Origin of the sequence: Xanthomonas arboricola pv. populi (assembly GCF_002939945.1) — a bacterium.
Classification (GTDB): domain Bacteria; phylum Pseudomonadota; class Gammaproteobacteria; order Xanthomonadales; family Xanthomonadaceae; genus Xanthomonas; species Xanthomonas arboricola_A.
The window spans coordinates 1,025,766-1,042,815 of the sequence record NZ_MDEB01000001.1; the positions used below are offsets into that span (position 1 = coordinate 1,025,766).

The following is a 17,050-nucleotide window of genomic DNA, read 5'->3' on the forward strand; positions in this document are numbered from 1 at the left end:
GCAAGCGGGAGCCTGGCAACCGGAAGAAGCAGTCACTGCATGCTGCGTGGCGGGTTGCCACGTCGCTGGCGCCTCGGCGCATCGCCACGAATGCTCCATGCATCCGCCAATCCAATCGCCTACACAAGCCGACGGGGGGCTGCAGGTCGCGCAGACGCACTGCCCTTCAGAACCACCGCGGCAGCAGTATCAATCCCCAGCACAGCAGCACATTGATCAGCAGCAGGAACACCGCCGCCGAACCCATGTCCTTGGCGCGGCCGGCCAGCACGTGGTGCTCGGGGCCGTAGCGCTCGATCACCGCCTCGATCGCCGAATTCAGCAATTCGGCCGCCAGCACGATCAGCAATGGCGCCACCAGCGCGATGCGTTCCAGGCCGGACTGGCCGAGCCACAGCCCCAGCGGCGACATCACTGCCGCCAGACACACCTCCAGCCGAAACGAGGATTCATGCAGCCATGCCGCGCGCAATCCCTGCCACGACCAGATCGCCGCCTTGAGCATGCGGCGCGGGCCGCGCGGCACGTGTCCCAGTTGATCGGCCATGCGGTCAGTGCTTCCGGCCGCAAGGGCATGTCTGGGGACGGCTCGAACGCATGGCATGGTCACTACTGAGGAAAGTGCGAATCTTGCACCGTCGTGCAGCGCGCCGCCAGGGCGCTGCCACGCGGTCGAACAGCTGGCGTTGGGCCTGCAAGGCCGTCCGATGCTGCCGCTTGGCACAATCTCTGCCGCATCGTCGTGCGAGCAAGGCGATAGCAGCCGCTGGAAGCCCACCGGTTTGCCCTGCACTTCCGGCCTGTCGCACCATGGTGGTCCGCTCCGCTGTCGCAGGTTCTTTCGCATGATCAAACATCCCTTGCGCACGCTGCTGTGCGTCCTTGCCTTGTTCTCCGGCCACGTCCACGCCGCCGCCCCGCACACCGCGCCGCAGATACCGGCGCAGGTGTCCAATGCCGCCTGGGAAGCCGACATGCAGCGCTTCGCAGCCAGCGACGCACAAACACCGCCGCCCAGGCACGGCATCGTCTTCGTCGGCAGTTCGTCGATCCGCTTCTGGGACACGCTAGCCCAGGATTTCCCCGGCATGCCGGTGATCAATCGGGGTTTCGGCGGCTCGGAAGTGCGCGACAGCACCTGGTACGCCGACCGCATCGTGACCCCGTATGCGCCGCGCCAGGTGGTGCTGTATGCCGGCGACAACGATCTCAACAGCGGCCGCACGCCGCAGCAGGTGCGCGACGACGTGCTGGCATTCGTGAAGCGCATCCGCCGCGATCTGCCTACCGCGCGCATCAGCTATCTGTCGATCAAACCCAGCCCGTCGCGCGCGCATCTGCTGCCGGCGATCGTCACCGCCAATCGCCTGATCAAGGACGCACTCGCGCCGCTGGCACGTGTGGACTACGTGGACGTCTACACGCCGATGCTCGATGTCGACGGCAAGCCAAGTACCGCGCTGTTTCGCCAGGACATGCTGCACATGACCGCCGATGGCTATGCCATCTGGCGCAAGGCCGTGGCACCGGTGCTGGAGCAGAAGTAACGCTTGACGGATCGCTCTGGTGTCGCACTCGCCAGATCGATCGATTGCGCCACCGATGCCACCGATGCCGCAGATGCCGCAGATGCATCTGGCGTCTGCGGCATATCGGCAAGGCGCGCAGCCTCATTGCCGCGAGGTGGAAAACAGCAGCATCGGCAACCGCAAACGGCGCACTGGGCGCAGGCGGCGCATCTTCTTCGTCAATGGCAGATTCCAGGCAACCCACATGCCGCTACGGCCACTCCTCCCTCAGGCCACCACCACCGCAACCGAGGTGCCGACGCCGGACTCGCTATGCAGTTCGATCCGCCAGCCGAAGCGATCGCACAGCCGGCGCACGATCGACAGGCCCAGGCCGGTGCCCTGCGGGCGGGTGGGATCGGCGCGGAAGAACGGCTCGAATGCGCGCGCGCGGGCCTCTTCGCTCATGCCGATCCCGGTATCGCGCACGATGATGCGGTCCTGGGTGACTTCCACTTCGATGCTGCCGGTGTCGGTATAGGCGCAGGCATTGCGCAGCAGGTTGCTGAGCACCACGCGCATCACCCGCGGCGGAGCGAACATCTGCAGGCTGCGGTCGCCGACCATCGTCAGGGACACCGGCTTGTCGCCCAGCAGTTCGCGGGCGCTATCGACTTCTTCGCTGGCCAGTTCGGCGGCATCGAAGGTTTCGCTTTGCGGGTCGATCTCGGCCTCGCGCGCCAGGATCAGGAAGGCGTCGATCACCGCTTCCATGTCGCGGCCGGCGCGCTGGATCCGGCGCAGGCTGCGCTGGGTGCGTTGCGACAATTCGTCGTCGGCCAGCGCCATGTCGCTGGCCACCCGGATCACCGTCAACGGTGTGCGCAGCTCGTGGCTGGCATCGCGGGTGAAGTTGCGCTCGCGCGCGACATGGTCGCTGACCTTCTGCCCCAACGCATGCAGCGCGGCGGCCAATTGCCGCGTGTCACCCTGCAGGTCGGCGGGCAGCCGCTCCGGTGCCAGTTCATCGACATCGGGGTTGCGCGGATCCCACTGCGACACGCGCCGCGCCAGCCAGCTGATCGGCGACACCAGCCGTTTGGAAATCCGGTAGGTCACCCAGAACACGCCATAGATCGCCATCAGCACCAGCATCGCCGGCACCACCCCGAACCAGAGCGTCAGATGGGCCGCACGCGAACGTGGGAACACCAGATACAAACGCCCTTCCCGACGTTGATCGACATACACCAGGGCATCGGCGGCAGCCACTTCGCTGAAGCCCGGCGACAACCGCTGCAACGCCGCTGGTGCAGCGTCGCGGCCTTGGCCGGCAGGCGAAAAATAGCCCTGGATATTGCGTGTATTCGGCGGCGGGTTGTCCGGTGCGCCCTTGTGCACGCGCCAGAAATGCACCGCCTCGTCGGCCAGCACGGTCCGTACCAGGCTGTACTTGATCACGAAGGACAGCAGATAGCCGCCCAGCACGATCGCAAGGCTCGCCAGAGCGACCTGCAGGAGGAAGGCCAGACGTATTTTTCGTGGAAGCCCGTGCGGCATTGCTGCATCCAGGGGAGAGCGCCGGATTATAGGCAACGCTTCCGTAAGCCCGTCGTGCAGCCAGACGGCAGCGCGCGGAAACGAGCGGCGCGTGGGCGCCTACAGGAGGTGGCCGGCCGCCAGAACGGCGGCCGACCGGCGACATCAGGCCATCGGCTGGGCGATGTCGGCAATGCGATAGCCGGCGCTCTGCACGGTGTGCAGCAGCGGGCGGTCGAACGGCTTGTCGATGATCTTGCGCAGGTTGTACAGATGGCTGCGCAGGGTGTCCGAATCCGGCAACCCGTTGCCCCAGATCTCGCGCTCGATTTCCTGGCGGGTCACCACCCGCGGCGACTCGCGCATCAGGATGGTGAGCAGACGCAGGCCGATCGGCGAGAGCTGCAGCTCGGTGCCGGCGCGGGTGGCGCGCATGCTGACCGGATCGAGCACCAGGTCGGCGACCTTGAGCACTTCCGAGCCCACCTGGCGGCGCTCGCGACGGATCAGGGCACGCAGGCGCGCTTCCAGTTCCTGAATCGCAAACGGCTTGGTCAGGTAGTCGTCGGCACCGAACCCCAGGCCGGTGAGCTTGTCGTCCAGCGTATCGCGGGCGGTCAGCATCAGCACCGGGGTGGACTTGCGTGCGTCGTTACGCAGGCGGCGACACACTTCGATGCCGTCCAGACGTGGCAGCATGAGATCCAGCACGACCACGTCGTAGCTGTTCTCGGCGGCCAGACGGTAGCCGTCGAGTCCGTCCTGCGCGTAGTCGACCTCGAAGCCACGGCCTTCCAGGTATTCGCCGATCATTTCAGAGATATTGCGGTTGTCTTCGACGACCAGCACGAGGCCGGACGTTTCCTTGGTCTGACGCATGGACTTTCCTCGGTCTTCAGCTTTGTGAAACATGCCGGATCGGCAGTGGAAAGCGCGTGAAGACCAACTAACGTTTTGTGACGGCGGGCGGTGGCGGCCGACCGTCAGCGCCTGAGCAGGGGGCGCAGCGCCGGCCACACCGTTTCCAGCACCCTGGGCTGGGCTGCGGCAGTGGGGTGCAAGCCGTCCGCCTGCATCAGGCCTGGCTGCAGCGCCACCTTTTCCAGGAAAAACGGCACCAGCGCCGTCTTGTACTGCCTGGACAGATCGGCATAGGTCGCCTTGAGGCGTTCGCGATAGGCGGGGCCGTAATTCGGCGGCACATCAATGCCCAGCAGCAGCACCTTCGCGCCGGCCTGCTGGCTGAGCTGGATCATCTTTTCCAGGTTGCCCTTGAGCTGTGCCGGGGTCAGGCCGCGCAGCGCATCGTTGCCGCCGAGTTCGATCACCACCACGCCGGGGTGGTGCTTCTGCAGCAGGCCGGGCAGCCGCGTCAACGCACCGGATGTGGTTTCGCCACTGATGCTGGCATTGACGACCGCCGGTGGCGTCGCCATGTCACGCTTGAGGCGTTGGTCCAGCAAGGTGACCCAGCCGGACTGCACCGGGATGTTGTGCGCAGCGCTCAGGCTGTCGCCGACCACCAGGACCGGTGCGGTCGCCACCGGACTTTTGGCAGAGGCAATTCCCGGCGCGAGCAGGGACAGTGTCAGCAGCCACAGGACCAGCGCGCCATATCGCAGTGTTCTTTCACGCATTCGGAGATTCCTCATCGACAGCCTGGCCCCCCGCTCCAGCACCCGCACCGCCATCGACGTCCGCGAGGTCGGCAAGTCCGTCAGTGGACCGGAGGGAACGCTGCACATCCTCGACAACATCAGCTTGACGGTCAGTGAAGGCGACAGTATCGCCATCGTCGGCGCGTCCGGCTCGGGCAAGACCACCCTGCTCGGCCTGCTGGCCGGGCTGGACCTGCCCAGCCGCGGCAGCATCGCGCTATCCGGCCAGGAGCTGGGCCAGTTGGACGAGGAGGCGCGCGCGGCCCTGCGCGCGCGCGAGGTCGGCTTCGTGTTCCAGAGCTTCCATCTGCTGCCGGCACTCACCGCCGAAGAAAACATCGCGCTGCCGCTGGAACTGGCCGGGCGCGAGGATCCGGCGCGGGTGCGCGAGGTACTGGAGGCGGTCCGCCTGAGCGCGCGCGCGCGCCACTACCCGCGCCAGCTGTCCGGCGGCGAGCAGCAACGCGTGGCGCTGGCACGCGCGTTCGTGGCCAGACCGCGCATCCTGTTCGCCGATGAGCCCACCGGCAGCCTGGACCAGACCACCGGCGCGCAGATCAGCGACCTGCTGTTCGCGCTCAATGCCACCAGCGACACCACGCTGGTGCTGGTGACCCACGACATGACGCTGGCGCAGCGCTGCAACCACATCTACCGCATCGACAGCGGCCGCCTGCACGCCCAGACCGGTTCGGCCGCATGAATGTGCTGCGCCAAGCCGCGCGCGCCGTGCGCCGCGAATTCCTGGCCGGCGACCTGCTGACCGTGTTCGCCGCGCTGGTGCTGGGCGTGGCGGTGATGACGGCCGTCGGCACGCTGGTCGATCGGGTGACCCTGGCGCTGACCTCCAGTGCGGCCGAAGTGCTCGGTGGCGATCTGGGCGTGACCGGCCGCCAGGAGATCCCCGCCAACTTCGCCGAAGAAGCGCAACGACGTGGCTTGCAGAGCACGCGTATGGTCAGCTTCCCCAGCGTGCTGTTTCATGGCGACGCCAGCCAGATGGCCAATATCCGCGGTGTCGGCGCGGGCTACCCGCTGCGCGGACAATTGCTGGTCTCCAGGGACAGCGCCGGTATGGAGGGCGCGCCTGCGGGCGCACCGCCGCCGGGCCAGGCCTACGCCGATCCCCGCCTGCTGGAGGCCCTGGGCCTGCGCGTGGGCGAACAGCTGGAATTCGGCGCCGGCCATCTCACCATCACCGGCGTGCTGCGTGCCGAGCCGGATGCGTCCGGCGAGCTGATGCAGCTGTCGCCACCGCTGCTGGTCAATCGCACCGATATCGACGGTGCCGGCCTGCTTGGCCCCGGCAGCCGTGCCTCGTACCGGCTGATGTTCTCCGGTGCGCCCGATGCCATCGCCGACTTACGCGCCTGGCTGAAGCCGCGCGCCAGCGAATTCCGCCTGGTCGGCATCGAGGACACCCAGCGCGGCATGCGCGCGGCGTTCGATCGCGCGGGCCGCTTTTTAGCCTTGTCGGCCTTGCTGGCGGTGCTGTTGTCCGGTGTGGCCACCGCGTTGGCAGCCAACCGCTTTGCGATGCGCCGTATCGACACGGTGGCGGTGCTGCGCTGCCTGGGCGCACGCCAGCGCGACATCCTGGCGATGCTGTCGCTGCAATTGCTGCTCACCGCGATACCGGCCTGCCTGGTCGGGATCGGGCTGGGCATGCTGGCGCAGGAAGGCCTGGTACAGGCGCTGGGTAGCCTGATTCCGAACCGGTTGCCGTTGCCGCAGGCCACCCCGGCCCTGGCGGGCGCAGGCATTGGCCTGGTGCTGTTGCTGGGCTTTGGTTTGCCGCCGCTGCTACGGCTGCGCAACGTGCCGCCGATGCGCGTGCTCAACCGCAGCTTTGCCGCGGTGCCGCCGAGTTCCTTGCTGGTCTACGCAGCGGCATTGGTGGCCATGCTGGCGTTGACCGTGTATGCGACAGGCAACCTGGTGCTGGCCGGCTGGGTGCTGGGCGGCCTGGCTGCACTGGCACTGGTGGCAATGGCGCTGGGCTTGGGCCTGCTGGCCCTGCTGCGGCCGATCCAGCATCGCCTGCGCGGCGCCTGGAAGCTGGGCCTGGCCTCGCTGACGCGGCGGCGCGGGCTGAGCGTGGTGCAGCTGGTCGGGCTGTCGCTGTCGTTGTGCGCGCTGCTGCTGCTGGCGGTGGTCGGCCCCGGCCTGCTCGGGCAATGGCGCGATCGCCTGCCGGTGGAGACGCCCAACTATTTCCTGATGAACATCCAGCCCGAGCAGACCGAGCCGGTGCTGCAGACGCTGCGTGGCCTGGGTGTGCAGGATGCGGCCGTGGAGCCGTTTTCGACCGGGCGCCTGGTGGCGATCAACGACAAGCCGCCGCTGCGCGGCGATCGCGATCCGGCCGACGATGGCGACGGCGACAACCGGCCGGTCAATTTCTCCTGGCGGCATGCATTTCCGCCTGCAAACACCTTGCTGGAAGGCAAGTTCTGGGCGGCCGACAGCACCGCGCCGGAGGCTTCGGTGGAAGAAGGCTGGGCGCAGCGGTATCAGCTCAAACTGGGTGATCGCATCACCTTGCTGCTGGGCGAGCAGCAGCGCAGTTTCACCGTCACCAGCATCCGCAAGGCCGACTGGGATTCATTCCGGGTCAATTTCTTCTTGCTGCTCAATCAGGGCTCGGTCGGCGATGCGCCGTACAACCTGATTTCCAGCTTCCACCTGCCGCCCGGCAACGCGCCCAGGCTGGCGTCGCTGAGTCGCGACTACCCCAACATTTCGGTGCTGGACATCGATGCGATCCTCGGCCGCGTGCGCGAGGTGATCGACCAGGTGGCGCAGGCGGTGCAACTGGTGATGGGCTTCAGCCTGCTGGCTGGTGTGCTGGTGCTGCTGGCGGCCTTGCAGGCCACCGCAGGCGAGCGCCGCTATGACAGTGCGGTGCTGCGCACGCTGGGCGCGCGGCGCGGCCAGTTGCGTGGTGCGGTGCTGGTGGAGTTCGGCGCGCTCGGCCTGCTGGCGGCAACGCTGGCGGTGACCGCCGCGGCGGTGATCGGTGCGGTGGTCGGGCAAAAGGCGTTCGAGATCGCGTTGATGCCGGATTGGCCGCGCCTGCTGCTCGGCGGCGCGTTTGGCCTGGCCTTGAGCCTTCTGGCCGGCTGGTCGGGCACGCGTCGCATCCTGTCCACGCCACCGGCGCTGGCACTGCGGACCGACTAGGGCCAGGGGCGGCTGAACCCGTGAGCAGGGCGGCGCGCGGGCGTCGCCCTTTTGCATTCGGTCGCACCGGTGCATATACCGGCAGCGCATAAGCACCTTGCCAATCGTACGTTCGCAGCGACGACCGGACTGCCTACAGTGATGTGTCCGGCCGCCGACCCAGGCGGCCATTCGTTGCCGTCGAGGTTCCACCGTCATGGCCAGCGTCCCTTCCGCTGCGCGTGCGCAGCCGCCGCGCGATGCGGTTTCCACAGAACACGCTTCCAGTGTCCGGATCGTGCCGTTCGATGCCCCGCTGGGCGCCGAAGTGATCGGCCTGGATCTGGCGCAGCCGCTGGATGCGGACACCTTTGCGCGCATCCATCGCGCGCATCTGGACTACCACGTGCTGGTGTTCCGCGAGCAACGCATTACGCCGGCGCAGCAGGTCGCTTTCAGCCGTCGCTTCGGCCCGCTGCAGATCCATGTGCTGCGCAATTTCCAGTTGCGCGGGCATCCGGAAGTGCTGGTGGTGTCCAACATCAAGGAAAACGGCGAGCCGATCGGTCTGGGCGATGCCGGCCACTACTGGCACTCGGACCTGTCCTACAAGGACACCCCCAGCCTGGGATCGCTACTGCATGCGCAGGAACTGCCCAGCGAAGGCGGCGACACCTTGTTCGCCAACCAGCACCTGGCCTGGCAGACCCTGCCCGACGCGCTCAAGCACGCGGTGCGGGACCTGCGTGCCGAGCACAGCTACCTGGCCAAGTACGAAGAACTGCGTGCGCGCAATCCGTGGCGCCCGGCGCTGACGCCGGAACAGATCGCCGAAGTGAAACCGGTGCAGCATCCGGTCGTGCGCACGCACCCGGAAACCGGCCGGAAAGCGCTGTTTGTCAGCGAGCATTTCACCACCCGCATCGTCGGCCTGCCCGACGACGAAAGTAATGCACTGCTGCAGGCCCTGTTCGCACACAGCACCGGCGATGCCCTGGTGTATCGGCATCGCTGGCAGCCGCACGACATGGTGTTCTGGGACAACCGCTCGGTCATGCATCTGGCCGCCGGCACGCCCGATCACCTGCGTCGTCGGCTCAACCGCACCACGATCGAAGGCGATGCGCCGTTCTAGACAAGCTGCTGCCCCATGCGCGTCTCGCGGTACGCCCCCCCTGAGATGCCCCCCTCCCCCTCTCGACTGGAGCGCCGCATGCGTTTGACCGTCACTTCTCACGCGCGTCCGCAGCACAGACGTTTTTCCCGACGTGTTGCGCTGCTGTTCCTGGCCGCATTGCCGTTGCTGCACAGCGCGCAGGCGCAGGCCGAAGGAAAGCTGCGCATCGCCAAGCAGTTCGGCATCGTCTACCTGCTGCTGGACGTGGCGCAGGATCAGAAGCTGATCGAGCAGCAGGGCAAGGTGGCCGGCGTGGACATCGACGTGCAGTTTCTGCAGTTGTCCGGTGGCGCGGCCGTCAACGATGCCCTGCTGACCGGTTCGATCGATATCGCCGGTGCCGGTGTCGGACCGCTGTTCACCATCTGGGACCGCACCCATGGCCGCCAGAATGTGCGCGGCGTGGCATCGCTGGGCAATTTTCCGTACTACCTGATCAGCAACAATCCGCGCATCAAGTCCATCGGCGATTTCACCCCGCAGGACCGCATTGCGGTACCGGCCACCGGCGTGTCGGTGCAGTCGCGTTTCCTGCAGCACGCCTCGCAACAGCGCTGGGGCGACAAGGGCACCCGCCAGCTGGATCCGTTGCAGGTCGCCTTGCCGCACCCGGACGCGGCCGCCGCGATCATCCGCGGCCGCACCGAGATCACCGCCCACTTCGCCAGCCCGCCATTCCAGGAGCAGGAACTGGCGCGCAATCCGGCCGCGCATATCGTGACCAGCTCCTACGAGATCGAAGGCGGCCCCGCGTCGGCCACCGTGTTGTACGCCACCGAAAAATTCCGCCGCGACAATCCCAAGACCTATCGCGCCTTCGTCGCGGCGCTGGATCAGGCCGCACGCTTCGTCACCGCGCATCCGGAGCAGGCGGCGGATATCTTCCTGCGTCGCAATGGCTCGAGCATCGATCGCGCGCTGGTGTTGCAGATCCTCAAGGACCCGAAAGTGCAGTTCACCGTGGTGCCGCAGAACACGCTGGGACTGGGCAAGTTCATGCAGCACAGCGGCGCGATCAAGCAGACACCGAGCAAGCTGGGCGACTACTTCTTCGACGATCCGCTGATTGCGGGCGGGAGCTGAGCGATGGGCACGCCTACACCATTGCTGCAGGTCGATCACGTCAGCCTGGAATACGCCTCCGCGCAGCGCGTGGTGCGTGCCACCCATCGCGTGCGTTTCGATGTGCATGAAGCCGATCGCTTCGTGCTGCTGGGGCCTTCGGGTTGCGGCAAATCCACCTTGCTCAAGGCAGTGGCTGGCTTTGTCACCCCGCGCGAGGGGCAGATCCGTCTGGATGGCAATGCGGTCACCGGGCCGGGGCCGGACCGGGTGGTGGTGTTCCAGGAATTCGACCAGCTGGCGCCCTGGAAGACCGTGCGCGAGAACGTGGTGTTCGGCCTGCGCGCCACCCGCAAGCTGTCGCGTGCCGAAGCGCGCGAACGTGCCGACGACAGCCTGGCGCAGGTCGGGCTGAGCGCGTTTGCGCAGGCGTATCCGCACACCTTGTCCGGCGGCATGAAGCAACGCGTGGCGATTGCGCGCGCGTTGGCGATGCGGCCGCGCGTGTTGTTGATGGACGAGCCGTTCGCCGCGCTCGATGCGTTGACGCGTTCGCGCATGCAGGAGCAGGTGCTGGAGCTGTGGGAGCAGTCGCGCTTCACCCTGTTGTTCGTCACCCATTCGATCGAGGAGGCGTTGGTGGTCGGTAACCGCGTGCTGTTGTTGTCGCCACATCCGGGCCAGGTACGCGCCGAGCTCAACGCGCATGCGTTCGGCCCGCACAACGCCGGTAGCGTGGCGTTCCAGCAGACCGCGCAGCGGATCCATCGGCTACTGTTCGACCTGCCCGACGACACCCTGGACGATGCCAAGGTGGCGCCATTGCGTCGCCCTGCCGAGCGCCAGCGCGAGGTGCTGCCATGAGCGGCGGCAACGCCACCGCGCTGCCGCCATTGCCACCGGTGCGGGCCGAGTACGAAGTGGCCCTGCAGCCGCTGGACCCCGCATTGGTTGCAGCCGCTGCGCCGACGCGCTGGCAGGCACCACCGTGGCTGCGCAAGGCGCTGGTGCTGGTGGTGCTGATCGCGATGTGGGAGATCGCCGCACGCGTGGTTGGCGACGATCTGATGCTGCCCAGCGCGCTGCAGACCGCACGCGCGTTCTACGACGGGCTGCTGTCGGGCGAGTTGCTGCGCCGCGTGGGCGCGTCGCTGCGCGTGCTGGCGCAGGGCTACGCGCTGGGCGTGGTGCTGGCGTTCGTGCTGACCGCGCTGGCCGCCTCCACGCGCTGGGGCCGCGACGTGCTCGGTACGCTGACGGCCATGTTCAATCCGCTGCCGGCCATCGCGCTGCTGCCGCTGGCCTTGCTGTGGTTCGGCCTGGGCACCGGCAGCCTGGTGTTCGTGCTGGTGCATTCGGTGCTGTGGCCGCTGGCGCTGACCACTTATGCCGGCTTCCAGGCAGTGCCGGAAACCCTGCGTATGGCCGGGCGCAATTATGGACTGCGTGGGCCACGCTACGTGGCGCAGCTGCTGATTCCTGCCGCGCTGCCGGCGATCCTGTCAGGGCTGAAGATCGGCTGGGCCTTCGCCTGGCGCACCTTGATCGCCGCCGAGCTGGTGTTCGGCGCCACCTCCGGCCAGGGCGGCCTGGGCTGGTACATCTTCCAGAACCGCAACGAGCTGTATACCGACCGCGTGTTCGCCGGCCTGGCGATGGTGATCGTACTGGGCCTGCTGGTGGAAGGCGTGGTGTTTCAGGCCATCGAGCGGCTGACCGTGCGCCGGTGGGGCATGCAACGCTAGGGAGTAACCGCGCGCGCGGCGATGCGTGGCCAGGCGTGTTGCCTGGCCGTGCTGCATGCGAGGGTTTCGCGCTGGCCTCGGCCTCCAACAGCATGAGCCCGCGAGCCGGGCTCATCGGCACGGTCGCGTGCGCTTAACGGGGCCGGCTTATGCTGCCGGCCCCTTTCCTGCCGCCTGCCGTCATGCCTACCGCTCCCTTCACTGCCTATCTGTATCCGGTGCTGTTGTTGCTCGCCAGCAATGTGTTCATGACCTTCGCCTGGTACGGGCACCTGAAGTACAAGAGCACGCCGCTGATGATCGCCATCCTGGTCAGCTGGGGCATTGCGTTCTTCGAATACTGCCTGCAGGTGCCGGGCAACCGCCTGGGCAGCGCGGTGTACTCGGCGCCGCAGCTCAAGGGTATGCAGGAAGTGATCACGCTGCTGGTGTTCGCTGGCTTCTCCACGTTCTACCTGGGTCAGTCGTTGAAGTGGAATCACTGGGCCGCGTTCGGCTTGATCCTGGTCGCGGCGTTCCTGATGTTCAAGGAATAACCGCCCTTGAAGAGCTCACGACGGTCTTGCCCGTAGGAGCGCACCAGGGCGCGACCTTGGAGGAGCGTGCCGGGCGCGCGATGGGGGCGTTGTCGGGAATGCCCCGTCGCGCCCTGGTGCGCTCCTACGACCCGGGGTGGCTAATTCGCCGGTTCGACCCACTGCGCGAACACCGCGTCCAGCTGCGCATCCTTGACCCGCTCGCCGTTCTGCACCGCCTCGGCCTGCTGGAACATCGGCATGATCATCGCCATGCCGTCGGGCTTGGTCTTCAGATGCAGGCCCGGCGGCGTGTCGAGGAACCTGGCCCAGCGCATGCGCACCTTGGCCCAGTAGCCTTGGGTGCCCTTCCAGTATGCATAGGCCGGGGCGAAGTCGACATCGGTGGTCTTGCGGTAATCGTTGAAGCCGAACTCGCGCGCGATCGCTTCCTGGCTGCCGTCGGGCTTGCGCAGCACCTTGGTGTTGAACTGTTCGTGGGTCCAGCCGTTGGGCGTGAGCGTGTGGCGATTGATCACCGATAGCGCGTTGTAGTCGCTGCGCCTGGCGTACTCGCGGCGCGGCAACGGGCGCCAGCTCACATCGCTGGTCCAGGTGGGATGGCCGTCGGCATAGTCCCAGCGACCGGTGCCGCAATAGCGCGGCGCGTCGCTGACCTCGTAGACGCACTGCGTCCAGGCGCCGGTGGTGACTGCCGGCGGCAGCGCATGCACCGTCCAGGTCTGATCGGCGCTGAATTCGAAACGCTGCGGCGCCTCGTAGATCCAGTCCTGCCGCCAGTGCTTGGTCACGTGCTTGCTCTTTTCGTCGACCAGCAGATGCTGCAGCACCAGCTTGCGCGGTGAATCCTCCACCACGATCACCACTTCGCTGGCGCCGCTGCGCATGGCCGATGCACGCTCGTAACCGGGCTTGAGCAGCACGGTCTCGTCGAAGGCAAAGTCCACCGCGTATTCGCCCTGCATCGCCAAGATGCTCTGCCGATCGCGCTGGGCGTCGGCGGCGGCGATCAACGGCAACAGGCTCAGCGTCACTGCGATACAACGGGGAAACGTTCGGCTCATCGGAACTCTCGGCAGTGGTTGGAGACATCAGCGGCGCAGGCGCACCAGCGACGTCGTCATGTCGGATGGATTGTTGTTGCTGGATGTGGCAGAGGCCGTGCGCAAGGCGGCAGCGCGCGCGCAGCAGCAATCATCCACCGCCACGCGGCCGTCGATGCCCTCCTCGCGTGCCAGGCGTGCGGCGACCTCGGCGCCCAGCGCCGACACGGTCGCCAGGCTGGCGACAAACGGTTGCTCGCGAGTGGCGGCGGCCTGCAGGCGCAGCGCGCTCAATCGCCACGCCTCACCCCGCATGCGCCCGGCCAGGCGACGCCACAGCCGCTCGCCGACACCCAGCTCATGGCTTTCCATCGGCAGTGGCGGCAGGCGCGAGACCAGGCGATCCCAGATCAGAAAATCGCTGTCGGGCAACAGACAGATCCGCCAGCAGCACTGCCCCTCCGCATCGAAGAACCAGATGCTCTCGCGCACACCATCGCTGTCGACCTGCCGGCACGCCGCCGCATCCACCGCGTGTTGCCAGCCAGCCAGTTCGTTGCCCAATGCGGGCCGATACAGGCACAGCACCGTGCCCAGCGCCGCCAACTGCTGCGGACGCGGCAACGTAGCGCGGGCGGCACGTGCATGCGACAACGACGGCAGCGGGCGGACGATGGGCATGGCCGCTACCAGCTCACCGCCAGGCTGACCGAGGCGGTGCGCCCGGCGCCGGTGAAGCGATCGAGCACCGTGCTGCTGGCCAGCGTGCCGTTGGGCAGCGCGTTCCAGTCCACATAGCGGCGGTCGGCGAGATTGAAGATGCCGGCGGTGACCTTGGCACCGGGTGCGAACTCCCAGTGCCCCATCAGATCCAGTGTGGCGTAGCCGGCCGGGGTGTAGTAGCTGTCCAGCTGCGGGCGACGTTTGCGCGCGACGACCGTGCCGATCAGTTCCGCGCCCCAGCCATCGCTGTCGAACGCCACGCCTAGCGTGCCGCGCAGCGGGTCGACCGAGTTGAGCGGGGTGTCGTCGGTGAGATTGTCGCCTTCCGAGTACGCCACGGCGCTATTGAGCGACCAGCCCTGCCAGCCGGCCAGGGCGCCCAGATCGATTCCGCCGCGCGCTTCGGCGCCCTTGATCACCACATCGTCCACGTTGCGCGACTGGAACAGCATCAGCCCTTCGGCGTTGAAGCCGGCCGGCGCATACGATTCAATGAAGTTGCGGTAGTCGGTGTAGTACACGCTGACGCCCAGATAGCCGATGGCATCATTGAAGCGCAGCCCCAGTTCGCCACCGCGGCTGGTTTCCGATTTCAGGTCCGGATTGGCGATGGCGGTGTAGCGCGCCTGCAGATTGGTGAAGCCGATATTGACGTCGTTGTACGGCGGCGCGCGGAAGCCGTGCGCGTAATTGGCATAGGCCGACCAGGCATCCGAAAACCGCCACACCGCACCGAACTTGGGAGAGACCTGGGTCTCGTCGATGGTCTCGGCGGCAACGCCGGGATTGTCTTCGCGGAAGATGTCATCCACCTGCGGCGACAGCCGGAAATAATCCACGCGCACACCGGGCGTCAGCGACAGCTTGCCGTCGAACAGGCCGATCTCGTCCTGCGCATACAACCCGAGCTTGGTGGTCTCGCTCTTGGGGAAATCGCGCACCGGAAACACGTCCTGCCCCACCCGATTGGTGATCGCGCCATTGGCCAGATTGACCGAGTAGCCATCGCGCTTGGCGCGGGTGTCGGTCCAGGTACCGTCCAGGCCATAGGTGATGGCGTGACTGAGCGTGCCGGTGTCGATCGCCTTGTGCGCGTTGACCAGCAAGCCGTAGACGCGCTGATCGAAGTTGTGTTCGTTATGCCGGCGCGTGTTGTTGCCGCGCAGTTCGTCGGTGCGCTGCAGGCTCTCGCTGTCCTGGCGATACAGCTGCCACTGCAGATCGTCGGCCAGCGCCCAGCCCAGCGCATCCAGTTCGTGCCGTAGCGAGACACGGGCGCGGGTCTGATGGTCGCGTCCGTCCTGCGACAGGATGCGCAACGATGGGGTGGTCACGCGCGGGTCGATGCCGGTCAACGCCTCGATGCTGCCGTAGTCTTCGTTGCCTTCCACGGTGAGCTTGAAGCGCTGCTGTGCGTTCGGCGCGTACACCAGCTTGGTCAGCACGCTGCGGCCATCGATGCGCTGCGGGTTGGCAGCGGTACGGGTGACATCGCGGCTGCGGTTGTCGCCCTGGTTCTGCGCTTCCTGGCCCTGGCGATGGCTGACCGCCACCATGCCGCTCCAGCGCTCGCCGCCGAACGCACCGGTGGCACCGGCGAACAGGCCGTTCCAGTCGCCTTCGTAGCCGAACTTCAGGCCGACATAGCTGTGCTTGCCGGCGCTCAGGTAATCGGAGGGGTCCTTGGTGACGAAGGCCACCACGCCGCCCAGGGCGTCGGAGCCGTACAGGGAACTGGCCGGCCCGCGCACCACTTCGACGCGCTTGAGCGTTTCCAGATCGACAAAGTTGCGGTTGGCGTTGAGGTAGCTGCCGAAACTGAAGGTGTCCGACACCGGCACGTTGTCGACCAGGATCGCCACGCGGTTGCCGTCCAGCCCGCGGATGCGGATGCCGTTGGCGCCGGTGAAGCGGCCGCTGGTACTGGTCACCGACACGCCCGGCGTGTAGCGGAACAGATCCTTGAGCTCGCGCACCAGTTGGTTGTCCAGTTGTTCGCGATCAATCACATCCACCGTGCTCGGCACATCGACCAGGGCGCGCTGGGTACGCGTGGCGGTGACCTGCAACCGGTCGAAGTCGTGGACCTCACGCGCGGCGTCACCACTGGCGGTGAGGTCGGCAGCGTGGGCACACAACGGAAGAGCAGGCAGCGCAAGTGACAGCGCGACCACCAGCGGATGCAGGCGAATCATCGGGAACCTTTCAAGGGAAGTTCCCGGCAGCAAGTGCTGCAGACAAGGCCGCGACCGGCCGCCGGGGAGAGCGTGGGGTGCGCGGACGGCGGCGGCAACGCCCGCGACAGACAACCCGATCCCCTGCGCCAATGCGCGGAATCGGAGGGTTGGACTTACTTGGTCAGGATGAGCTTGTCGTTGCTGGTATGGCGCAGGCGATAGACGCGGTCGCCATGCTGGATCAGCACTTCGCGACGGCCTTTGAGCAGCGCCTCGCTGCTGATGAGGTCTTCTGCAGGAACGGCACGCGGGGCAGCGCGGTCGCGCAGGTTGACCGGTTCGGAGCGGAGCAGCACGGGATGAGCGGTCATGATCTGGATCTCCAGTCGGTTGGCCAGACAAATAATAACCATTCTCATTTAATGATCAAGAGCCATTCTCATCTCTGTGGTGCTAAATTTGCATGGATTGAACAATTTCGATTCATTTAATCTATCGAAACGCCTTGACCATGATTCCCGTCAGCGGTTTTCACGCGCGCAGACCGTGGCTTCGCTGATCACCTTTCCGCTGGTGAGGCCTTTACTGGGCAAGCGAGGGGACGACTGACGGTACGTCAGCACATTGCAATGCAAAGATTGGGCTGGCGTGCACGACCGGGCAGATGCAGTCTCTCGTTTGCATTGAAGAGCCCGACAAACCAACGCATCGCACACAATC

General features: G+C 66.6%; 16 protein-coding genes. 8 read left to right on the top strand and 8 right to left on the bottom strand.

The window, feature by feature from the left end:
* Positions 1 to 166 precede the first annotated feature (166 nt).
* Complete coding sequence (locus XaplCFBP3123_RS05035; protein WP_104533011.1) at positions 167 to 547, bottom strand: diacylglycerol kinase; 381 nt, start codon at positions 545 to 547, stop codon at positions 167 to 169.
* Positions 548 to 845: 298 nt separating this feature from the next.
* Between XaplCFBP3123_RS05035 and XaplCFBP3123_RS05040 the strand changes: the two genes are divergently transcribed.
* A complete protein-coding gene (locus XaplCFBP3123_RS05040) occupies positions 846 to 1,547 on the top strand; it encodes an SGNH/GDSL hydrolase family protein (RefSeq protein ID WP_104533012.1) in 702 nt (233 codons plus the stop codon).
* A gap of 249 nt (positions 1,548 to 1,796) precedes the next feature.
* Here XaplCFBP3123_RS05040 and XaplCFBP3123_RS05045 read toward each other — a convergent pair whose 3' ends face one another.
* From XaplCFBP3123_RS05045 to XaplCFBP3123_RS05055, 3 genes are all read right to left on the bottom strand, one after another.
* Complete coding sequence (locus XaplCFBP3123_RS05045; protein WP_104533013.1) at positions 1,797 to 3,068, bottom strand: sensor histidine kinase; 1,272 nt, start codon at positions 3,066 to 3,068, stop codon at positions 1,797 to 1,799.
* 144 nt (positions 3,069 to 3,212) lie between these two features.
* The gene (locus tag XaplCFBP3123_RS05050) at positions 3,213 to 3,926 is read right to left on the bottom strand and encodes a response regulator transcription factor (protein ID WP_002811889.1); all 714 of its coding nucleotides are present in this window, start codon (positions 3,924 to 3,926) and stop codon (positions 3,213 to 3,215) included.
* A gap of 104 nt (positions 3,927 to 4,030) precedes the next feature.
* Entirely contained in the window at positions 4,031 to 4,699 is a 669-nt protein-coding gene (locus XaplCFBP3123_RS05055) for an arylesterase (RefSeq protein WP_172453114.1), read from the bottom strand.
* 109 nt (positions 4,700 to 4,808) lie between these two features.
* Here XaplCFBP3123_RS05055 and XaplCFBP3123_RS05060 point away from each other — a divergent pair, with 109 nt between their 5' ends.
* From XaplCFBP3123_RS05060 to XaplCFBP3123_RS05090, 7 genes are all read left to right on the top strand, one after another.
* Positions 4,809 to 5,408 (top strand): ABC transporter ATP-binding protein, encoded by a 600-nt coding sequence (locus XaplCFBP3123_RS05060; RefSeq protein WP_104533015.1) that lies wholly within the window; start codon positions 4,809 to 4,811, stop codon positions 5,406 to 5,408.
* On the top strand, positions 5,405 to 7,888 hold the full coding sequence (locus XaplCFBP3123_RS05065; protein WP_104533016.1) for an ABC transporter permease: 2,484 nt from the start codon (positions 5,405 to 5,407) through the stop codon (positions 7,886 to 7,888). Before XaplCFBP3123_RS05060 ends, XaplCFBP3123_RS05065 begins: the two co-directional genes overlap by 4 nt.
* Before the next feature lie 196 nt (positions 7,889 to 8,084).
* Positions 8,085 to 9,002: a TauD/TfdA dioxygenase family protein gene (locus tag XaplCFBP3123_RS05070; protein WP_104533017.1), complete on the top strand. Its 918-nt coding sequence runs from the start codon at positions 8,085 to 8,087 to the stop codon at positions 9,000 to 9,002.
* A gap of 78 nt (positions 9,003 to 9,080) precedes the next feature.
* Entirely contained in the window at positions 9,081 to 10,127 is a 1,047-nt protein-coding gene (locus XaplCFBP3123_RS05075; protein WP_104533018.1) for an ABC transporter substrate-binding protein, read from the top strand.
* Between the two features lie 3 nt (positions 10,128 to 10,130).
* On the top strand, positions 10,131 to 10,970 hold the full coding sequence (locus tag XaplCFBP3123_RS05080; RefSeq protein WP_104533019.1) for an ABC transporter ATP-binding protein: 840 nt from the start codon (positions 10,131 to 10,133) through the stop codon (positions 10,968 to 10,970).
* The gene (locus XaplCFBP3123_RS05085) at positions 10,967 to 11,851 is read left to right on the top strand and encodes an ABC transporter permease (protein WP_104533020.1); all 885 of its coding nucleotides are present in this window, start codon (positions 10,967 to 10,969) and stop codon (positions 11,849 to 11,851) included. The genes XaplCFBP3123_RS05080 and XaplCFBP3123_RS05085 overlap by 4 nt, the downstream gene beginning before the upstream one ends.
* A 182-nt stretch (positions 11,852 to 12,033) precedes the next feature.
* The gene (locus tag XaplCFBP3123_RS05090) at positions 12,034 to 12,387 is read left to right on the top strand and encodes a DMT family protein (RefSeq protein ID WP_064630977.1); all 354 of its coding nucleotides are present in this window, start codon (positions 12,034 to 12,036) and stop codon (positions 12,385 to 12,387) included.
* 140 nt (positions 12,388 to 12,527) lie between these two features.
* Here XaplCFBP3123_RS05090 and XaplCFBP3123_RS05095 read toward each other — a convergent pair whose 3' ends face one another.
* The 4 genes from XaplCFBP3123_RS05095 to hemP form a co-directional block, all read right to left on the bottom strand.
* Complete coding sequence (locus XaplCFBP3123_RS05095; RefSeq protein ID WP_104533021.1) at positions 12,528 to 13,451, bottom strand: DUF6607 family protein; 924 nt, start codon at positions 13,449 to 13,451, stop codon at positions 12,528 to 12,530.
* 27 nt (positions 13,452 to 13,478) lie between these two features.
* On the bottom strand, positions 13,479 to 14,111 hold the full coding sequence (locus tag XaplCFBP3123_RS05100; protein WP_104533022.1) for a Hemin transport protein: 633 nt from the start codon (positions 14,109 to 14,111) through the stop codon (positions 13,479 to 13,481).
* Positions 14,112 to 14,116: 5 nt separating this feature from the next.
* Positions 14,117 to 16,348 (bottom strand): TonB-dependent hemoglobin/transferrin/lactoferrin family receptor, encoded by a 2,232-nt coding sequence (locus tag XaplCFBP3123_RS05105; protein WP_104533023.1) that lies wholly within the window; start codon positions 16,346 to 16,348, stop codon positions 14,117 to 14,119.
* Positions 16,349 to 16,503: 155 nt separating this feature from the next.
* The gene (hemP, locus tag XaplCFBP3123_RS05110) at positions 16,504 to 16,743 is read right to left on the bottom strand and encodes a hemin uptake protein HemP (protein WP_024938306.1); all 240 of its coding nucleotides are present in this window, start codon (positions 16,741 to 16,743) and stop codon (positions 16,504 to 16,506) included.
* Positions 16,744 to 17,050: the final 307 nt, after the last annotated feature.